The 19,223-nt window shown below is 68.2% G+C and carries 10 protein-coding genes and 1 tRNA gene; 3 read left to right on the top strand and 8 right to left on the bottom strand.

Features of this window, described 5'->3' with window-relative positions:
- The first annotated feature begins 254 nt into the window (after positions 1-254).
- On the top strand, positions 255-1,688 hold the full coding sequence (locus ACP2AH_RS03625) for an MFS transporter (RefSeq protein WP_425104530.1): 1,434 nt from the start codon (positions 255-257) through the stop codon (positions 1,686-1,688).
- Positions 1,689-1,797: 109 nt separating this feature from the next.
- Here the strand turns inward: ACP2AH_RS03625 and ACP2AH_RS03630 are convergent, their stop codons facing one another.
- The 4 genes from ACP2AH_RS03630 to ACP2AH_RS03645 form a co-directional block, all read right to left on the bottom strand.
- Positions 1,798-2,520, bottom strand: a complete 723-nt coding sequence (locus ACP2AH_RS03630; RefSeq protein WP_425104531.1) for an RlmE family RNA methyltransferase — start codon at positions 2,518-2,520, stop codon at positions 1,798-1,800.
- The gene (locus tag ACP2AH_RS03635; RefSeq protein ID WP_425104532.1) at positions 2,517-3,668 is read right to left on the bottom strand and encodes a Ppx/GppA phosphatase family protein; all 1,152 of its coding nucleotides are present in this window, start codon (positions 3,666-3,668) and stop codon (positions 2,517-2,519) included. The genes ACP2AH_RS03630 and ACP2AH_RS03635 overlap by 4 nt, the downstream gene beginning before the upstream one ends.
- A 259-nt stretch (positions 3,669-3,927) precedes the next feature.
- On the bottom strand, positions 3,928-4,476 hold the full coding sequence (locus tag ACP2AH_RS03640; RefSeq protein ID WP_425104533.1) for an invasion associated locus B family protein: 549 nt from the start codon (positions 4,474-4,476) through the stop codon (positions 3,928-3,930).
- Positions 4,477-4,699: 223 nt separating this feature from the next.
- A complete protein-coding gene (locus ACP2AH_RS03645; protein ID WP_425104534.1) occupies positions 4,700-8,812 on the bottom strand; it encodes an autotransporter outer membrane beta-barrel domain-containing protein in 4,113 nt (1,370 codons plus the stop codon).
- A gap of 424 nt (positions 8,813-9,236) precedes the next feature.
- Between ACP2AH_RS03645 and ACP2AH_RS03650 the strand changes: the two genes are divergently transcribed.
- Positions 9,237-9,875, top strand: coding sequence for a recombinase family protein (locus ACP2AH_RS03650; protein ID WP_425104535.1), 639 nt, complete (start codon positions 9,237-9,239; stop codon positions 9,873-9,875).
- 74 nt (positions 9,876-9,949) lie between these two features.
- Here ACP2AH_RS03650 and ACP2AH_RS03655 read toward each other — a convergent pair whose 3' ends face one another.
- Both ACP2AH_RS03655 and ACP2AH_RS03660 read right to left on the bottom strand, forming a co-directional pair.
- Positions 9,950-10,513, bottom strand: coding sequence for an adenylate kinase (locus ACP2AH_RS03655; RefSeq protein ID WP_425104536.1), 564 nt, complete (start codon positions 10,511-10,513; stop codon positions 9,950-9,952).
- 103 nt (positions 10,514-10,616) lie between these two features.
- Positions 10,617-10,690: transfer RNA gene (locus tag ACP2AH_RS03660), tRNA-Gln, on the bottom strand.
- A 547-nt stretch (positions 10,691-11,237) separates the two neighbouring features.
- On the opposite strand from ACP2AH_RS03660, the gene ACP2AH_RS03665 reads away from it, so the two are divergent.
- Positions 11,238-11,441, top strand: a complete 204-nt coding sequence (locus ACP2AH_RS03665) for a DUF1127 domain-containing protein (RefSeq protein WP_425104537.1) — start codon at positions 11,238-11,240, stop codon at positions 11,439-11,441.
- On the opposite strand, the gene pbpC is transcribed toward ACP2AH_RS03665, so the two are convergent.
- Together pbpC and ACP2AH_RS03675 are read right to left on the bottom strand one after the other, a co-directional pair.
- Positions 11,428-13,503 (bottom strand): penicillin-binding protein 1C, encoded by a 2,076-nt coding sequence (gene pbpC / locus ACP2AH_RS03670; protein WP_425104725.1) that lies wholly within the window; start codon positions 13,501-13,503, stop codon positions 11,428-11,430. The genes ACP2AH_RS03665 and pbpC overlap by 14 nt on opposite strands.
- 70 nt (positions 13,504-13,573) lie before the next feature.
- Positions 13,574-18,946 (bottom strand): alpha-2-macroglobulin family protein, encoded by a 5,373-nt coding sequence (locus ACP2AH_RS03675; RefSeq protein ID WP_425104538.1) that lies wholly within the window; start codon positions 18,944-18,946, stop codon positions 13,574-13,576.
- Positions 18,947-19,223 lie beyond the last annotated feature (277 nt).

Here is a 19,223-nt window from a genome sequence, read left to right on the forward strand (position 1 = left end):
GAAACGAAGCGAACCGGGCCTTTGTCACAGCGCCCGCGCGCTTCGAGTTGGCGAGGGCTCATACCATGGCCTTGTACGCTTTCCTAGGCGTCTATCTCTGTGCAGAACGCAATGCCGATGCGCGCCAGCAAGCCCCTGCGTAACGGGCGTGGATGACAGATTTGTGCGTGCATTTGTGGTCGCGGGGGCGCGATTGCGGCGTTATAGCCGGAAAGCTGCTCGTCTCCCCCCCGCCCGCCATCCCGGAACGGCCCGTGCGCTCCGAACGTCTCGTCCCGCTCATCGTCGCCTGCGCGCTGTTCATGGAGCAGCTCGATTCGACCGTGATCGCCACCTCGCTGCCGGCCATCGCGGCCGATCTGCACGAGGACCCGATCTCGCTCAAGCTGGCGCTGACCTCCTATCTGCTGAGCCTCGCCGTGTTCATTCCGGCGAGCGGCTGGTTCGCCGACCGCTTCGGCTCGCGCACCGTGTTCCGCGCCGCCATCGCCATCTTCACCGCCGGCTCGCTGCTGTGCGGGCTCGCCCATTCGCTGCCGGACTTCGTTGCCTATCGCATCCTGCAGGGCATGGGCGGGGCGATGATGGTGCCAGTAGGGCGGCTGGTCATTCTGCGCACCGTACCGAAGGAAGAACTGGTCTCCGCGCTCGCCTGGCTCACCATTCCCGCGCTGCTGGGGCCGGTGATCGGCCCGCCGCTCGGCGGCTTCATCACCACCTATTTCGACTGGCGCTACATCTTCTTCCTCAACCTGCCGATCGGCCTGCTCGGCTTCCTGCTGGTGAGCCGTTTCATTCCCGATATCCGCGAACCGAACGTGCCGCCCTTCGATCTCAAGGGCATGGGCCTGTCCGGGCTGGGTCTCGCCGGCCTCGTTTTCGGCTTCGCTCTGCTCGGCCAGCACGCGGTGGCACCCTCGCTCGCGCTCGCCGTCATCGTCGTCGGCGCGGTGTCGATGGGCTTCTATGTCCGCCACGCCCGACGGACGGTGAAACCGATCCTCGATCTGGCGCTGTTGAAAATCCCGACCTTCTTCGCCGGCGTGGTGGGCGCCTCGCTGTTCCGCGTCGGCATCGGCGCCCTTCCCTTTCTGCTGCCGCTGCTGCTGCAACTCGGCTTCGGGCTCAGCCCCTTCGCCTCCGGCATGATCACCTTCGCCTCGGCGGCGGGGGCGATGACGATGAAATTCACCGCGGCCCCCATCATCCGCGCCTTTGGCTTTCGCCGCGTGCTGGTGGTGAACTGCGTCATCGCCGCCGCCTTCATCGCGGTGGGGGCGCTGTTCCGGCCGGGCATGCCCTATCTGGTGCTGGTCGGGGCGCTGCTGCTCGGCGGGTTCTTCCGCTCGCTGCAATTCACCAGCACCAACGCCCTCTCCTATGCCGATGTTTCCTCGGAGGAGATGAGCCGGGCCACCAGCTTTGCCAGCGTGGCGCAGCAGGTATCGATCTCCACCGGCGTGGCGGTGGCGGCGCTGGTGCTCGACGGGCTGCGCAGCTGGCGCGGCGACGGCACCATCGCGCTCAGCGATTTCAGCGCCGCCTTCCTGGTCGTGGCGGGCATCGCGGTGTGCTCGGTGTTCTTCTTCCTGCGCCTGCCGCCCGATGCCGGCGCGGAACTCGCCCAGAGGCGGGTGAAGCCCGCGCAGGTGTCCGAGCCGCCAAACGAGATGGGGAGTGCGGGCTAGAGCCTGATCCGATCAGGTTGAAACAACCTGATCAGTGAATCAGCCTCTAAATGATTGATAGAGAACGTTTTACCGATCTAGTTGCGATGCAATCAAATCCGAACGTGCTCTAATCGGCTTCCGGCGCCGCGCGCGGCCGGCCACGGAAGCCCGTTGCCACCACATAGAGCTCCGCCGAATCCGCCCGGCTCGCCTGCGGCTTGATGTGGCGCACGGCGGTGAAATCGCGCTTGAGGTCAGCGAGCAGCGTGCCTTCCGTGCCGCCCTGGAACACCTTGGCGATGAAGCAGCCGCCGGGCGCCAGCACCTGGCGGGCGAAATCGATGGCCAATTCCACCAGCCCGACGATGCGTAGATGATCGGTCGCCCTGTGGCCTGTCGTGTTGGCGGCCATGTCGGACATGACGATATCCGCCTCGCCGCCGAGCATGGCCTTGAGCTGCTCGGGCGCCTCGTCCTTGAGAAAGTCCATCTGGGCGAAATCGACGCCGGGGATGGGATCGATCTCCAGAAGGTCGATGGCGACGATCTTGCCGCGGCCTTCGTCCACCTTCAGCTTCTTCGCCGCCACCTGGCTCCAGCCGCCGGGGGCAGCGCCGAGATCGACCACGCGCAGACCGGGCTTGAGGATCTTCAGCTTGTCGTCGATCTCGATCAGCTTGAAGGCGGCGCGCGAGCGCCAGCCCTCGCGCTTGGCGCGGGCGACATAGGGATCGTTGAGCTGGCGCTGGAGCCATTTCTGCGAGGAAGAACTGAGCGAGCGGGCCTTTTTCAGCCGCACCTTCAGCGGCCGCGCCTCGCCGCCCTTGCCGGGCTGGGGCTTGTCAATCACGTCGAGGCTCCGCCCCTCGGACGCCACACACCATCGGCACGCATCAGTTCCACCAGAATTCCTTCCCTGAGGCCACGATCGGCCACGCGCAGGCGGTCGCAGGGAAACGCCCGGCGCACCGATTCGAGGATCGCACAGCCCGCCAGCACCAGGTCGGCCCGTTCCACCCCGATGCACGGATTGGCCGCGCGCTCGGCGAAGGGCATGGCCAGCAGCCGGTCCACCACCACACGCACCTGCTCGGCCCCGAGCCAGGTGCCATCGACCTGCGAACGGTCATAGCGCGGCAGATCGAGATGCACACCGGCGATGGTCGTCACCGTGCCGGACGTGCCGAGCAGGTGCAGCCGGCCGCAATTATGCGGGCCCACCGCCTGCACGAAGCCGGCGAGATGCGGCGTGAACTCATTGACCATGGCTTCGAAATCGTCGCGGGTCACCTTCACGCCGCCATGGCGCTCGGCCACGGTGACGACGCCGAGCGGCACCGACACCCAGGCCCGGATCACCGCCGCCGGCGGGCCGCCATCGCGTGTTTCCACCCGATCGAGCCACACGACTTCGGTCGAACCGCCGCCAATATCGAACAGCACCGCGCCATCGGAGGTCGGATCGACCAGCGGCGTGCAGCCGGAAGCGGCGAGACGGGCCTCGGTTTCGCGGTCGACGATTTCCAGTTCGAGCCCGGTCTCGCGCGTCACACGGTCGATGAACTCGGCGCCATTGACGGCGGAGCGGCAGGCCTCGGTGGCGATCAGCCGGCGATCGACGATATGGCGCGCCTCGATCTTGGCGGCGCAGACTTTCAGCGCCTCGACCGCCCGGTCCATCGCCGCCGCGCCGAGCCGGCCGGAGCAGATCAGCCCCTCGCCCAGCCGGACGATGCGCGAGAACGCATCGACGACACGGAAGCCGCTGCCGGTGGGGCGGGCGACCAGGAGCCGGCAATTATTGGTGCCGAGGTCGAGCGCGGCATAACAGGGGTCGTTGTTGCGCGGGCGCGCCGCCTGCCGCGGGTCGCGGCCCGCCGCACCGGACGCCCCGCCATAGGGCGGCCCGTTCGGACGCACACGCACAGAGGGCCGCTCGTCGCCGGCGGACGTTTCCGTCACCCGCTCCCCGGCCCATATCTGGGTCTCGTCGACCATTTCAACTTCCCCGGCCGAAGCCGTCGTGCCGGCCGCGCGAAGTGCGGTTCCAGGCTCGCATTGTTCAACATCTCGAATGAAATGTAACATTCGCCAGCGCTGGCGCAATCGACTTCATGGCAGCCCGGCGCGGGAGGCAGGGCTGGTCAAGCCGCAAACCCCGGCAGGACAAGGGCGCATCGGCCGTCCTGCCGGTCACGTGAACGACATGTGCCGCCCGGCGCCCTCGCCTGGCAGCGATTCGCCGCCGCCAGCCCGCTCAGCCTTTCAGCGCCGGTAGAGCCTGGGCAATGCCGGCCATCGGCAGGGTGACGTTCACCGTCTGGCCATTGGCGAGCACGAAACTCGCGACCACCTCTTTCGCGGTGAGCAGTTCCTTGCCGAACGCCTCCTCGAACGGGCCGATGGCCTCGCAGCCGCCCGAATGGCAGGAGGCATAGTCGATCTTGCGCGGCTTGCCCTTGGCAATGGTGATCTGCACCCCATCCTTCAACCGGACGCCGAGGGGAGTGCGGACGAGATAGGTCGGCGCCCCGGCCTTGTCCTGGCCGATCTGCCAGAGCAGCACCGTCTTTTTCGACTTCGACTCCGTCACCTTGAGCGAGGCGACGCAGCTCTTCTTCGCCCCCTTCTCCAGGCTGGCGCGGCAGGTGACGACCCAATTGTCGAAGGTGGTGGTCTCGGTGCGGACGGGCGCCTTCGGCGCGGCCGGCGCCGCCGGCGCGGTCTGGGCGAAGGCGGCGGGGGCGCCGGCCAGAAGGCACGGGCCGAGCATCAGGGCGGCGGCACGGCGGGCGAAACGGTGCATGAGGTCCTCCGGAACGGTCCCGGGCATGAGCGAGGGGCGAAGTGCCGTCATGGCACGCCACGGGGTGAAAATCACGGCTCCGTCTGTGCCACCGATCCCAGCGCTTGGCGAGGGCTGGCGACAGCCGGCGTGACGAAGCCCAAAAGCAATGGGCCGACCACAAGGGCCGGCCCAGCTATTTCTTGCCAGCGCGCGGCGGAGGCCGCGCGCCACGCACCAGAGCTTACCAGCGGACCTTGATACCGCCCTGGCCGGCCCAACCCTGCACATCGCCGAAATTGTATTCGCCGTTGCCGAACAGGGCCACGCTGCCCGTCAGATCGGCGGTGAAGCCGATGCCGGCATTGTACCAGGTGCCGTTGATGTCGCTGGTGAGGATGGTGCCCGCGACATTGGTCTTGTTGTCGCCCAGGAGCTCCGAGTTCACGTTGAAGATCGCGTAGGGCGTGATCGTCTGGCCGGTGGCCATGACGAAGGTGGACTGCACCTGCAGACCCAGGCGACCGATCAGCGATTCCGCATCACCCGGCGTGACATAGGTCCCGATCGAGTCGACATAGGCGTCCTGATTGGCGCTGACATAGGCCAGCTGCGCCTGGGGCTGGATCACCCAGCTGTTCCCCAGATCGAAGCCGTAGCCCATCTCGATCGAACCACCCCACACCGTGGCGTTGGTATTCGCCGTCACGTTGCTGCTCGAGCTGATGTCGAGGTCGAGCACGTCCACCTTGCCGACGATGTCGGTATAGAAGCCCGCGCCGCGCACCAGGCCGACCTGACGGATGCTGGCATAGATGCCGGCGTTCCAGCCATCGATGTTGAGCGAGGAACTGCCGCCCCAGGACGTCCAGTCGCCGTCCACGTCGACATCCGACCAGCCATAGCCGCCGAAGGCGCCGGCGGTGATGCGCCAGCTGTCATAGTCGAACGTGTAGTCCCCGCCCGCCTGCAGGCCCCAGCTCTGCTGCGAGAAGTCCCACCCGTTGCTGACGTCGTACCTGAGATCCGATCCGCCGCCGCGACCCCACATCTGGAACTTCGGCGCCGGCACCGGCTGATAGGCCGGGGCCTTGGTCGCCGCCACGGCCAGATCGGCATTGCGGCCTTCCAACTGGTCCTGCTGACGCACCTCGCCGAGCCGCTTGTTCAGCGTGTCGAGGCCCGCATAGAAGTGGCGCTGGATCGCCGAAGGCGCCGTGGCATAGCCGGTGGCCTGGGCTGTGTAGCCCGCACGCAGATACCAGTCGCCCGCGCCGGTGTCGGGGTCGGGGATCCCCTTAGGCAGGACGACGTTGTCCGGATCCTGGAACAGGCGGTAGGAATAGGCGCCCGCCATCACTTCGCGCTGACCGCTGACGCTGTTGCGCGCCAGCTGGAACGTGTCGGTCGGCGAGGTGCCCCATTCCGCCACATCCACCACCTTGATGCCCTGGCCGAGGCCCGAGCCGGTGAAGACGCCCTCACCCGTGTTGGTGTTGTTGACATAGATGGTGGTGGTGGAGCCCGGCGCGACATCGCCATCGATGACGAGGATGTCGGTCGGGCTGTTGGAGGCGCCCAGATAGGTATCGATCAGCAGATTGCCGCCGCCCTGGTAGTTGCCGTTGATGGTGAGGCGGTCGCCGGTCACGTCATCGACGCCATTATGCAGCGCGATCGTGCCGCGGTTGAGGAAGGTGGCCGCCGGGTTGTCGCCGGGAACATAATTCCCGTCGACATGCTCCAAGTCGATCGTCGTGTTGTGGGTGTTCGACGTGTCGCCGGCAACGTCCAGCACGCCGCCCGTCTGGTTCAGCCAGCCGGCGTCGCGGCCGGTGTAAATGGAGCGGTAACCGTCTTCACCCTCGGCGGCCACCAGCTCGAAGGTGCCGGTGGTGAATTGCGCCGCCGTGTTGGAGAGCTGGAGGTAGGAGGTGGCGTCAACATAGGTGCCGCCGTCCCTGATCCCGCTCTCGTCGAATTCCACCGACTGCTGGGTGAGCTGGAGGAACGAGTCCTTCTGAACCGTGAGGATATTGAAGTCCGTGACGTCGCCGAGCGAAAGCTTGCTACCCTCGACCACATTCAATTCGTCGTAGCCGCTGTCACCGTCAACTTCACCGGTGATCTTGAAGTTGCCGGTCGGATCGATGTTGTTGAGACCGGAGAGGGTGACCTCGTCATCGCCATCACCGCCGCGGATATCGTCAACTGTAATCAGCGTACCCTTGGTGGCAGTCCCCGTCAGCGTGATCTCGTCGTCGCCATCGCCGCCTTCGATATTGTTGAGGCTGATCGTGCCGCCATCGGCCTTCAGGCTGATCTTGTCCGCCCCCGAGCCGGCCTCGATGCTATCCGTCAGGCTGATGTCACCACCATTGGTCGCCGTCAGCGTGATGTCGTCCTTACCCGAGTCGCCGTAGATATTGTCGAGGGAGATCTTGCTCCCCTGACCATCCGCCTTCAGGCCGATCGTGTCTTCACCCGAGCCGCCGTCGAGATCATCGAGGGTGATCGTTCCGCCCTTGGTCGCTTCCAGCCTGATTTCATCATCGGCCTGGCCGCCGTTAAGATCGAGGAGGTCGATGTTCCCATCCTCAGCGGTCAGGGTGATCTTGTCCTGGTCATCACCGCCGTCGATATCGCCGTCGACGCTGATGTCACCATCGTTGGTCGCCAGCAGCGAGATGGTGTCCTTGCCGGCGCCACCCTTGATATCGTCGACGTCGACCTGGCCCTTCGTGGAGGCTTCGAGGGTGATGGAATCGTCGCCGTCACCGCCTTCGATATCGTTACCGCGGACATTGGAGCCGGCATCCGTGGCGGACAGCTTGATCGTGTCGTTGCCGTCACCACCCTTGATGGTGTCGAACTCGACCTCGCCCCACTTCTCTGCGATCAAGCTGATCTTGTCGTTGCCATTGCCGCCCTCGATATCATCAAGGCCGATGTCGCTCTTGTTGCCGGTGGCCTTGACGGTGATCGTGTCGTTGTCATCGCCGCCGGTAATGTCGACCACGGTGATGTCGCCGCCATCGATGGCGGTCAGGGTGATGGTGTCCTCGCCGTCGGCGCCCTTGATGTTAGTGTTGACGACGATGTTGCTGCCACGATCCGTCGCCTTCAGTTCGACCGTGTCGTTGCCGTCGCCGCCGTCGATCGAGTCAACCGTGACGTCGCCGCCTTCAGTCGTGACGATCTTCAGTTCGTCATTGCCGCTGCCGCCACCCAGGTCTTTCGCGACGATATCGCCGCCGTCGCCGGCGTTCAGCGTGATCTTGTCATTGTCAGCGCCACCCTTCACGTCGCCGACAGTGACATCGGAATCCGTGGCGCCGATCTCGATGGTGTCGTCGCCATTACCGCCATCAACCGCGCCCGCCGTGAATGTACCGTCGGTCTTGCCGGTGATGGTGATGCTGTCCTTGCCGTTGCCGCCCTTCAGGTCACCGGCGGTGAGCTTGCCGCTGTCTTCGACCAGCAGCGTGATGGTGTCGTCATCATCGCCGCCGGTGAGATCGGCGATGCTGAGCTCGCCCTTGGCGGCGGACAGCTTGATCGTGTCAGCACCCGTGCCGCCATCGATATCGTCACCGATGGTGATCTTGGAGGAGCTCGTCTGGCTGATCGTGATCTTGTCGGCGCCGGAATTGCCTTCCACGCCACCTTCGATGCTGATGTTCTGCTTCGAGCCGTTGGTGATGTTGATCTCGTCGTCGCCGGCGCCGCCGAGGACATTGCCGCCTGCGGTTTTGGCCTCGTTCTTGTTGATGCCTGTAAGCATCTGATCCGAGGCGGTAATGTTGATGATGTCATCATCGTCGCCGCCATCGACGTCGCCATTGACGTTCGTCCACCCCGTCCAGGCCGGGTTCGACAACCCGCCGCCACCGATGGTGATGGTGTCTTTGCCGCTGTCGCCGTTAACGTCGCCGTCAAAGGCAAGCGAGGATCCGCCATTGTTCGGGTCCGCCCGGAGCGTGATGGTATCCGCGCCGGCGCCGCCGTTCACATTCGAAGAGGGGTAGTCGCCAAGGGTGTAAGAGCCACCGACAATCTCGATGGTGTTGTCGTTGGCATTGCCATTGATATCGCCAGAAACCTCGGGCGGATTGTTGTTGCAGAACCAGTTGCCGCTGTTGGGGCTGCTCTCCGTGCAGCTCGCCGGCGCCGCCTGAACGGGGCTGGCCATGAGGCCCACGCTGAGCAGCGCGGCGAGGGCGACCGCCGAGGCCGAGCCGAACAGGGCAACCTTGCTGTTATCGACGGCCGCGGGCGCCACCGGCGCAGCCTTGCGGCGGATCACGAGCTTGGCCTTGCCGGCGCCCCGGCGCGGAATGGCAAACTTCTTCGACATCAAATGCCCCCGGTCCTTTTATGTACGGCGTTGCCGCAGTGCGTGCTTTTTCGAATCCGTCCGTGTCCGCATGGCATGACGGTTCGATTCGACGGCACCCTAGTCCGGTCTCAATCCGGGCCACAAGACGGCCGCTGGAGCGCCACAATCTTGCAAAAATGGCGCAAAAAAACACTTTTCTAATGCGCCTCACCGCCTTGGGGCAAAGTTGCTTGTAAATTCAATGTTTTATAAACCAAATTTGCCACCAGCCTCCTCTCTCAGAATTTTCGCCAAAATGATACCTCCCGAAAAAGCAAGGGCAGCAGCATAGCGGTTCTCACAATGTGTGCTATTTTTGCACCTAATGAGGGGGAAGGCTGGCGGTTATCGGAGTGGTTCTGAGCCTGCGCGCCGTTGCGGGGGCGCATCCAGCCTGCGGGGAATGATGCTCATCGGTTATTGTTTGGTCGAATCCGAAGGGGGGGTATCCCCCCGTCCCGTCACCGAATCCACGCTTCTTGCCCGTCGCGACACGCTGCCGCCGGCCGCTGGATCAGAGCCTTCCGAAGCCGCCGCGCTGCGGGCGCTGGGCTGCGAGCATGTGTTCAGCGACATTGACGACGACCGCCGGATCGACCGGCCCGGCCTGCGGGCGGCGCTCGATTTCGCGCGGGTCGGCGATGTGCTGGTGGTGCCGGCGCTCAATCATCTCGGCGTGGATGTGGAGGCCGTGGTGCGCATCGTGGCGTCGCTCAGCCGGAAGGGCGTGACCATCCAACTCGGCCACATGCCGATGGACATGATGATCCCCTCCGGCGAAGCCCTCGCCTTCGCCTGCCGCGCGCTCGCCCAGCTCAGCGAGCCGGCCCCCGCCCCGGCGGCCACCGGCGGAAGCCCGCGGCGGCGCGGGCGGCCGCAATCGCTGTCCAACAAGGATATCGCCAAAGCCCACCGCCTGCTCGCGAGCGGCAATGCCGTGCCGGATGTCGCCCGCGCGCTTGGCGTTTCCCCGGCCACGGTCTACCGCATCTTCCCACGCCGCCCGCCAAAGGCGGACCATCCCGAGGATAGCGGCAGCTGATTCCCCCCGAAGCCGCGGGGGCATCGACCGTCGCGGCGGATGGGATGCCCCCCCGCCGCGCACTGTCCGTTCAATCAGCGACGCATAAATCCGCTGGCGAGCGCTTCGGCCACACACAGCACCAGCGCCTCGACAGGGCGCTCACCGTCGAGGCGCAGTACCGGGGCGCCCTGCTCGGCCAGCCAGCGCTCATGCTGGGCCCGGTTGCGGCCTTCGAAAGACGGGTCGTCATAACGCGACGCCCATTCGCGGAACGCACGGCTGGCCTCGTGCATGTCCCCGCCGGGCCGAATGCGCGCGCCGTGCCGCTGCTCCTCCCGCGCATCCAGACGCTGCAGCCGAACGGGTGTTGGCGTGTAGAGGAACACGATCAGGTCCACGGCCTGAACCAGCGCCTCGCCCCAGCCGATGAACGAGCCGGCAAGCACCCAACCATCGGCTTCCCGCTGCTGCTGCGCGATCAGGCGCACCCGGTCTTCCGGCGCGCGCTTGACGCGGTAGGGAGGATCGGTCGGCATCCAGTAGAAATCGTCCACGTCGAGAGGCGGGACGGCGAACCGCGCGGCCAGAGCCCGGCCCAATGTCGACACGCCGGAACAGGAGGCGCCCAACACATAGAGCCGCGGCTTTGCTGTCATTGCCAATCCCGGGAGGGTTTTTCGGACGGCCGATGAACGAGGCCGCTACGTGGGCTGTGGCCGCCGGGGCATCAAGCCTCTGATTTCACGGCCCTATCGGAAGTGGCTGGGGGACCAGGATTCGAACCTGGACTAACGGAGTCAGAGTCCGCAGTTCTACCGTTAAACTATCCCCCACCAGAGCGCCGCGAGCGACGCTTCCAGGGCTCTCCGCGTCGACTCTTGGGATGTCGGGGCGCGGGGCAGCGGCAGTGGCGCGCTCTATAGACGCTCCCGCTGGCCCGGTCTACCCCCTCTCGCGCAGTTTCCACCGTCCTCCCCGGACGGACACCGCCGCGTCCCGCGAAGACGCAACCCGCCACCCGCGTCTCCGTTCGACACCGTCGCCCGTGCCGCATCCCTCGTCACCGCACCGGCCGGGCCGCGCCCCTCGCGGCGCTAAGCAATCTGCGGCCCAGCCATGCCGCTAAGGAAGGGCAGGCATGCCAACCAGCGCTTTTGGCATAGCTTATCCGCCAAAAGGCGCAGATATGGGCGGCAAATTCTGCGGGTCTGGAACACTTCCAACCATTTTGGTTGATCGTCGCCACCCAACCACCGTTAATGCCGGATTAACGGGCACTCACAGGCATGCACGCACCTCAGTGCTGCCATGCAGCATTCCGTCTTTTGCGCTGCGGTGGAATCTCTATATTTGCTGGCATACAGAATACAGGAGCCAGAGATGTCCACCACAACCCTGAACCACACCTCGTCCGACTTCTTCTCGCGTTTCGTCGAGAACGTCACCAGCTTCTTCGAAGCCATCGGTGAAGGCCGCCGCATCGCCCAGCGCTATGAGGCCCTGTCCCGTCTGTCCGACGCCGCCCTCGCCAAGCGTGGCCTGACCCGCCAGGACATCGCCCGCGCCGCCGTCAACGGCCGCTGAGACGTCCACTCTGAGCGGCCCCTTCCTCATCGGCCGCTCCGCGAATACGCAAGGTGACGCTGTCGGATGATCCCGCAGCGTCCATGACGGTCAGACGCACGAAGCCCGCGCCCGCCGGCCGCCAGAACAATGTGGCGGCCCCGGCGGGCTGGCTGGCCGGCACACCGTCGACAAACACGGTCAGCGGGCCTGTTCCGCCGCTCACCTTGAGCACCATCGGCTCGTCGCCATCGCGCTCCAGATTCGCCCCATCGGGCGGAAACGCGATTTTCGGCCCTTCCTCCGCGCCCGCCTGCCCCGACGCCCGCCCGAAAAACCGGAGCGGCGGCGGCAATTGCGCGTTCTTCGCCTCAATCGCCTCGCGCGGCGCCGGCGCGAAGGGCGCGGGCCGCGTCACCAGCCGGGCGAAGGCCTCGAACAGGATCGGCGCCGCCGCCTCGCGCCCGATCATGCCCGGCACGGGCTGGCCGTCCGGCCGCCCCACCCACACGGCGATGGTCCGCCGCCCGTCGAACCCGACCGCCCAGGCGTCGCGATAGCCGAAGGACGTGCCGGTCTTGAAGGCGATGCGGCCGGCACGCTCATTGCGCGGCGCCGGCGTGCCGGCAAGCGACTGCGCGAGATAGGCCGCCGCCACCGGGCTCATCAGTTCGCGCGTCCCGTCGGGACCGGAGGCGGCGCCGTCCAGCCGCTCGCGCAGCGCCTGCGCCCGCCCGCCATTGGCGATGCCGGCATAAAGACCGGCGAGCGCATCGAGACTCATGCCGACGCCACCGAGCCCCACCGCCAGCCCCGGCACCTCGCCGGGCGGCAGCTTCAGGGCGAACCCAGACTGGCCGAGCCGGCTGGCAAGGCGCTGCGGCCCCACCGCCTGCAGCAGCACCACGGCCGGCACATTCAGCGACAATTGCAGCGCCTGCCGCACCGACACCGTGCCCTGATAGTCGCGGTCGAAATTGCGCGGACGATAGGCGCCGAAGCGCGCTGGCCGGTCCTCGATCAATGTCTCGGGATGAGCGATGCCGTCTTCGAAGGCGAGGCCGTAGATGAAGGGCTTCAGCGTCGAGCCCGGCGAGCGTATGGCGCGCGTCAGGTCCACCGCCCCGGCGCGGGTGGCGTCCAGCGGGTCGGCACCGCTCACCCGGGCCAGCACCTCGCCGCTGGTATTGTCGACCATCACCAGTGCCAGCGACACGCCGGTGCCGAGCTCGCGCACGCGCTCTGCGGCCAGTTCTTCCAGCCGGGCCTGCGCCGCCCCGTCGATGGCGAGATCGTGCCGCTGCAAGGCCGGCTGCTGGCGCCGCGCCTCCTCCGACGCATGCGGGGCGAGCTTGGGCAGGTCGAGACGGCCGCCCGGCGCGGGGGCGCGCAGGGCGTATTCCACCTCCGCCGGGCCGAACAGCCCCGCTTCGCCGAGCCGCGTCAGCACCTTCTCCCGCGCCCGCGCCGCCCGTTCCGGGAAACGGTCGGGCCGGCGCGATTCGGGGGCCTGCGGCAGCGCCACCAGCAGCGCCGCCTCGGCCAGCGAAAGCCGGCGCGGCTCCTTGCCGAACCAGGCGAGGCTCGCGGCCCGCACGCCCTCGATATTGCCGCCATAGGGCGCGAGGGTGAGGTAGAGCGCCAGGATCTCGTCCTTGCTCAGCCGCGCCTCCAGCTGGATGGCGCGGCGCATCTCGGCGAACTTGGCGCCGAGCTTGGCTTTGAGCCCGCGGCCCTCGCGCGGTTCCAGGAGGCGCGCCACCTGCATGGTGAGGGTGGACCCGCCGGAGACGATGCGCCCATGGCGCAGCATCTGCCCGGCCGCCCGCAGCAGCGCCAGCGGATCGACACCGCCATGGGCGTAAAAGCGCCGGTCCTCATAGGCGATCAGCATGTCGCGGAAGCGCCGGTCGATGTCGCGCGTCTGCGCCGGCAACCGCCAGCGCCCGTCCGGTAGAGCGAAGGGGCGCAGCAGCCGGCCCTCGCGGTCGCGCACCTCCACGGAAAGCGCGAGACGAGGCGGCGGCGGCGCGCTGGCGCGCACGCCGGCGAGCCAGGCATAGGAGCCCCCGCCCAGCAGCATCGCGCCGAGCAGGCCCCCGGCCGCGAGACGCTGCAGCCCTCGCCTCACTGCGCCCCTCATAACCGCCATCTCATCGCGCCGGCCCCGTCACCTCGGTCTGGCCGGCGCTGGTGCGGGCGAAGCGGCCCGGGCGGTACATGTCCTCGACGATGGCCGGGGGATGGGCGTAGCGGCCGGGCGAGACCGCGCGCACGATATAGGCGACCCGCAGCAGGCCGGGCTCCTCGCCACCTTGCGTGCGGTCGAAGGCGGCGGCGAAGAAGGCGTCGCGGAACTCCGCATGGTCGGGCTGCGAGGTATCGCCCAGCCAGGCCAGCGCCCCAGTATCGGCGCCCACCGCCAGCGTCGGATTGTCGATCTCGAAGCCGGCGGGCAGATGGTCGACCAGCAGCACATGGCTCGGCCCGGCCTCCTCCTCCGTCGCTTCCAGCACCACGACGAGACGCTGGTTCTGCGCCACCTTGGCGGGATCGGCGGGCGCGCCGCCGAGCGTGTAATAGCTGCGCGTCAGGGTGAAGCCGTCCGCCGCCGCCGGCTCCGGCGCCACCGGCGGGCCGTCGATGGAGACCGCGACATCCAGCGGGGCAATGCCGCGATTGGTGAGGATGATCGGCTTGGCGAGTTCCTGCGGCGTCAGGCTGCGCTCATAGAGGCCGGTATGCGCCCGGCCGTCGATGTCGAGGGCGATGCCCTTGCCCTCGCGCAGCGCGCGGGCGGCGAGCAGCAGCCAGGCGTCTTCCTGCGTCGAGGTCGGACCCGCCTCGACAAAGGCGGTGGCGACGCGCTGGCGCGCGGTGCGGGCGGTAGCGGTGAAGCCGGCTTCAGAGGCGAGCGTCGCCACGCCGGCGGCGTCGCGCAGGATCGAGCCGAAATCCGGCCGGCCGGTGGTCAGCGTCTCCGAAGCGTCGGGGAGAATCTCCAGCGCCGCGTTGAACACCTTCTCCGCCCGCCCCTTGTCGCCGAGCATGGCGAGCGCCGCCGCGAGCTGGCCGCGCGCCATGGCGCTGGTCACCGCATCGAGCTTGGCGTCCGCGACATAGCGCAGGTCGCCCAGCGGTGCCCGGCCGTTACGGGCCAGCACATAGATCGCATAGGCGGCGCCGTCATCGGTGGCGCCGTCGCCGGCATAGGCGAGCGAATTGCGCAACCGGTCGAGCGCGAGGGTGAAGGGCTGCTCCGGCACGGCGTGGCCACGCTCGCGGGCCCGGGTGAGGAAGTCGCTCACATAGGCGTCGAGCCACAGATCGTTGCCGCCCGCATCCCACAGGCCGAAGGAGCCGTCCGAGCCCTGCCGGGCAATCAGCCGGGCAATGGCGTTGCGGATCGTCTCCGCCGGGTCCCTGGTCAGGCGGAAGCGGTTCGGCGGGCCGAAATCGCTGAGATAGAGCAGCGGCAGCGCCCGACTGGTGAGTTGTTCGGAACAGGCGAAGGGGTAGCGGTCGAGCGCACCGATCAGCGCCGGCACGTCGAAGGCCGGGTCGAGCCCGGCGGAAACGCTGACCCCGCCCCGTCCCGGCACGAGGTCCGCCACGAGATCGGCGCTCAGCGTCAGTGCCGCGCCCGGCGCCAGCGTCTCGACGCTGCGACGGGAGATGGCGGGATAGGCCGGGCGGACATTGAGCGCATAGTCGCGCACGATGGCGAGCCCGCCGGGGCCCGACAGCCGCACAGAGACCTTCGCCCCGCCGATGCCGGCGCCGTTCAGTTGCACGGCGAAGGACTGGCGCGCGCCCTTGGCGAGCGGCACCGTCTTCGGCGCGCTGGCCACTGTGACCGGGCCGTCGGTGACGATCTCCAGCGCATAGTCGCCCGCCTCGCCATCCACATTGTCGAGGGCAAGGTTGAGTGTCGAGCGGTCGCCAGCGGCGAGGAAGCGCGGCAGGGTGGCGGTGATGACCACGGGGTCGCGGATCACCACATCGCCCTGCGCATGCCCCACCGCCGCGCCGGACCACGCCACCGCCATCAGCCGGCCGGTGCCGTCGAAGGGCGGCAGTGTGAAGTCGACGGTGCCCCGGCCCTGCGCGTCGAGCTTGACGAGGCCGGAGAACAGGGCGAGCGGCGGCTGCGTCGGGGGCTCGGCCTGCAGGCCCATATCCATGGCGTCGCCGCCGGCGCGCAGGCGCCCCCGGCTGCCGAGCATGCCGTCGATCAGCTGGCCGTAGAAGTCGCGCACCTGCGTGCCCAGCGCCCGCTGGCTGAGATAGAAGGCCTCCGGGTCCGGCGCCTTGAAGCCGGTGAGGTTGAGAATGCCGACATCGACCAGAGCGAGCGTCACATAGGCCTCGCCTTGACCATTGCCCGCCACTTCGACCGGCACGGACAGCGTCGTCTCCGGCCGGGCGAGCGCGGGCGCGCCCAGCTTCACCGCCAGCACCCGCTCGGCGCGGTCGACGCCGAACCAGGCGAGGCCGATGGCGCGGCCGGGATTGCGGCCCGCCGCCACATCGAGCGGCCGGTGCAGGAAGGCGAGCGCATAGGCGCCCGGCGCCCAGCCGGCGGCGACCTTGAAGTCGACCGCGTTGTCGCCCGCCTTCACGTCAAGCGTCTTCGCCGCCAGCACGCCGTCGCCGACGATCAGCACCGTTGCCGAGCCGGCATAGCGGCTGGTGAGGTTCACCTTCAGGGTGTCGCCGGCGGCGTATTGCGCCTTGTCGAGGCCGACTTCCAGCCGGTCCGGCGCGTCGGCAGTGGCGCCGCCGCCCCAGCCGGCATTGAACGGCACGGCGGTGGCGCGCGTGCCGTCCGTCACTTCCAGCCGGTAGCGGCCCCAGGCGACGGGAACGCTCAGCCGCGCCGGGGCGCCGCCGGTGAGGTCGAGCGTGCCGTCGGCGACCTTCGCCACCGATTCGACCGGCTCGAAATCCCAGCTGCCGCCGAGACGGTACCATTGATAGCGGGTCTCGATGCGGTAGAGCGCCCATTGCGCGCCCTTCAGCGCCACAGGCTGGCCGGCGGCATCAAAGCCCTGCACCTCGAAGCCGGCAGTGGCGTTCTCGCCCGGCCCCGCCTTGTCGAACAGCGGCTTGACGCCGATGCCGTTGCCGGCGGGCTGCACCGGCAGCACCAGCGAGCGGCGCACCGCCCGGCCCGCGCCCTCGTTCAGCCCGACGAAAATCTCCGCCTCCAGCGGCCGCGCGGTGGCCGGCAGGGTCGGCAGCAGCACGGAAAGGCTCGCCTTGCCCTGCGCATCCGTCACCGGCGCGTCGGCCAGCGGCTGGCGCACGGGGGTGAAGCCGTCGTCAGTGCGGCCGAAACGCCAGCCCGGCAGGCCGGGACGGGAATCGGCGACGCGCACCTCGATTTCCGCGTCGATGTCGAGCCCGGCCGCCGGCGGGCCGAACAGCCAGCGCCCATCCGCCGCCACCGTCACCGGCGCGTTCGGCGCGATCGTGGTCGCGGTGGTGGAGAGGTTCAGCGCGAGCCGCTCCGGCACATAGTCCTCAAGCAGGAAGGTGGTGGAACCCACCGGCGCGCCGCGCGGATCGACATAGGCCTCGACCCGCCAGGTGCCGGTCATGGCGTCGCCCATGAGGGCATAGGTGACCGTGCGCCCGCCCGCGCCCTGGTCGGCGACCAGTTCGCGGCGCTCCTCCACGCCGTCGGGGCGCTTGAAGATGACGGTGAGCGGCACGCCCGCCGCCGCGCTGACCTGCGGGCTGCGCAGCAGCGCGGTGACATGGACCTGCTCGCCGGAGCGGTAGACGCCGCGCTCGGTGGTGACGAAGGCGTCATAACGTTCCGGCGCCGCGCGCCCGCCGACGCCGCGGTCGGTGAGGTCGAACGCTTGGTCGGCCAGCGAGAGGAAGGCATAGTCGCCCTCCTTCGCCTGGGCGACGATCACCGCCGGGGCGAAGCCTTCCGTGCCGCGCATCAGCCCGGCGTCGAAGGCGGCGCTGCCGCTGGCATCGGTCCGGGCGGTGGCCAGCACGTCGTTGGATTTGGCGAGCAGGCGCAGCTCCACCCCTTCCAGCGGCTGCGCGGTACCGAGCGCGCGCACCAGCACGGTCAGTCCGTTGCTGCCGGACAGGGCGGTGAGGCCGAGATCGGAAACGACGAACCACTGGGTGGCGCGCGACTGCCACTCGTCATTCGGGTCGGCGGCATCCCCTCCCGGCCGCGCCGCGAGCACGTAGACGCCGGGCGCGAGCGTCTTCACCGCCTCATCGACGGGAAAAGAGGTGGTCACATCCTCATTGAGCGGGGAAGCGGTTTCCAGCTCGCCCTTGAAGATGAGTTCGGCCTTGCCGTCTTTGAGCTGCTGCAGATCATAGCCGCCGAGATCGCGGCGGAACTCGCCGTCAATCGCGGTGGGAATCAGGCTGCGATCGCCGATGCGGTAGAGATCGACCGCCACTTTCGAGGTGTTCACCGAGACGACCGGAATGCCGCGTGGGCCGGTGCGCGGCAGCACATAATTGCGGCCGGTGAAACGCACGCCCGGCTTGCGGTCGCGCACATAGATGGTGAGTTCGGAGGCGGCAGCGAGCGGCTCGGCGGCAATCGAGGACGGCAGCCCGGCGCGCAGCGTCACGTCATAGCTCTCGCCATGCTTGAGCCCCTCGACGCAGAGCTGGCTCTCCTCTGCCGTCACCGCCGGCTTGTCGATAGGGCCCTGCGGCCCGCGCAGCGTCACATAGGCGGAATAGTCCTTGCCACCCTTCACCAGCGGCTCGGAGAACTGCACGCAGATGCGCGGGTTGGAGGCGTCCGAATCGACGCTGTAGTCGAGAATGCGGAAGCCGCGCTCCTCGCGCAGCTTGTTGTAGAAAGCGCGCTGCTCCGGCACGTCGACATAGGTGAGGCCGGTGGCGAGCGTGTCGAGCGCCGGGCGCCAGAGCGAGCGCTGATCGTAGAGACGGCCGATGGCGAACAGCGCGTCGGCCTGCTGCGCCTTGGTCGTCGCGGCGCGATAGGCGAGGAAGGCGGCGGCCTGCGCCCGCTCCAGGAAGGTGTCGGCGCTCTCATCGTCGTTCGGCTTGATGCGCGAGAGGGCGCGCGAAAGGCGCTGCCACAGCCCGGCATCGCCGGGGCTCGCCAGCGCCAGCTTGCCATAGAGATCGGCGGCGGTGCGCGCATCCCCGGCGGTGAGCGCGGCGTCGGCATCCTTGCGCAGCTGGGCTGCGGGCTTGGGCAGCGGGCCGCGCTCGCGCTGCAGCAGGGCCTGCAAGCGGCGCGCGGCCTCCACCAGTTCCTGCGGTGCATAGGTCTTCGGCAGCGCGTCCGGCGCCGGCTTGGCCGGTGCAGCCGCGGTCGGCGTGGCGGCAGCGGGCTTCGCAGTCGTGGCCGCGGCGGCGGCGGCCGCCCCAGCGGCGGCGGCGCCCGGCTTGGTCGCCGCCGGCTTCTGAGCCTGCGCGTGGGCGGCTGTCGCCAGCGAGAGCGCGAGGAGCGAAAGCGCCGCCCCCTTTCCGAGCCATGAAAAGGCCGAACTAAAAGGGTTCATGACACCTGCTCCGCAACTGGACTGCCGATCGACGCGGGGGACGATAGGACGAAATCGATCACCTCGCCATGACGCCGCGCAACCCATGTGGATGCCGGGCCGGCCAAAGCGCGACGGCAGGGATGTCACACTGCCGAGGATTGCCGTGCCGGCGCCATTGAATCGCCGGTCGCGCTTAGGTATACGGGCCGACATCCATTCGGGGGCCTGCGACGCGGGAGCGCCGGGCGAACCCATTCAACTGTGGCCGGACGCGGCTGCGAGATCAGAGGCCTTT

It is taken from the genome of Ancylobacter sp. (genome assembly GCF_965249975.1).
Classification (GTDB): Bacteria; Pseudomonadota; Alphaproteobacteria; order Rhizobiales; family Xanthobacteraceae; genus Ancylobacter.

Bases quoted from the DNA above. Each gene is read 5' to 3' on its own strand.
- ACP2AH_RS03635 (WP_425104532.1), bottom strand. From the start codon at position 3,668: ATGGTCGACGAGACCCAGATATGGGCCGGGGAGCGGGTGACGGAAACG.
- ACP2AH_RS03640 (WP_425104533.1), bottom strand. From the start codon at position 4,476: ATGCACCGTTTCGCCCGCCGTGCCGCCGCCCTGATGCTCGGCCCGTGC.
- ACP2AH_RS03645 (WP_425104534.1), bottom strand. From the start codon at position 8,812: ATGTCGAAGAAGTTTGCCATTCCGCGCCGGGGCGCCGGCAAGGCCAAG.
- ACP2AH_RS03650 (WP_425104535.1), top strand. From the start codon at position 9,237: ATGATGCTCATCGGTTATTGTTTGGTCGAATCCGAAGGGGGGGTATCC.
- ACP2AH_RS03655 (WP_425104536.1), bottom strand. From the start codon at position 10,513: ATGACAGCAAAGCCGCGGCTCTATGTGTTGGGCGCCTCCTGTTCCGGC.
- ACP2AH_RS03665 (WP_425104537.1), top strand. From the start codon at position 11,238: ATGTCCACCACAACCCTGAACCACACCTCGTCCGACTTCTTCTCGCGT.
- pbpC (WP_425104725.1), bottom strand. From the start codon at position 13,503: ATGCTGCTGGGCGGGGGCTCCTATGCCTGGCTCGCCGGCGTGCGCGCC.
- ACP2AH_RS03675 (WP_425104538.1), bottom strand. From the start codon at position 18,946: ATGAACCCTTTTAGTTCGGCCTTTTCATGGCTCGGAAAGGGGGCGGCG.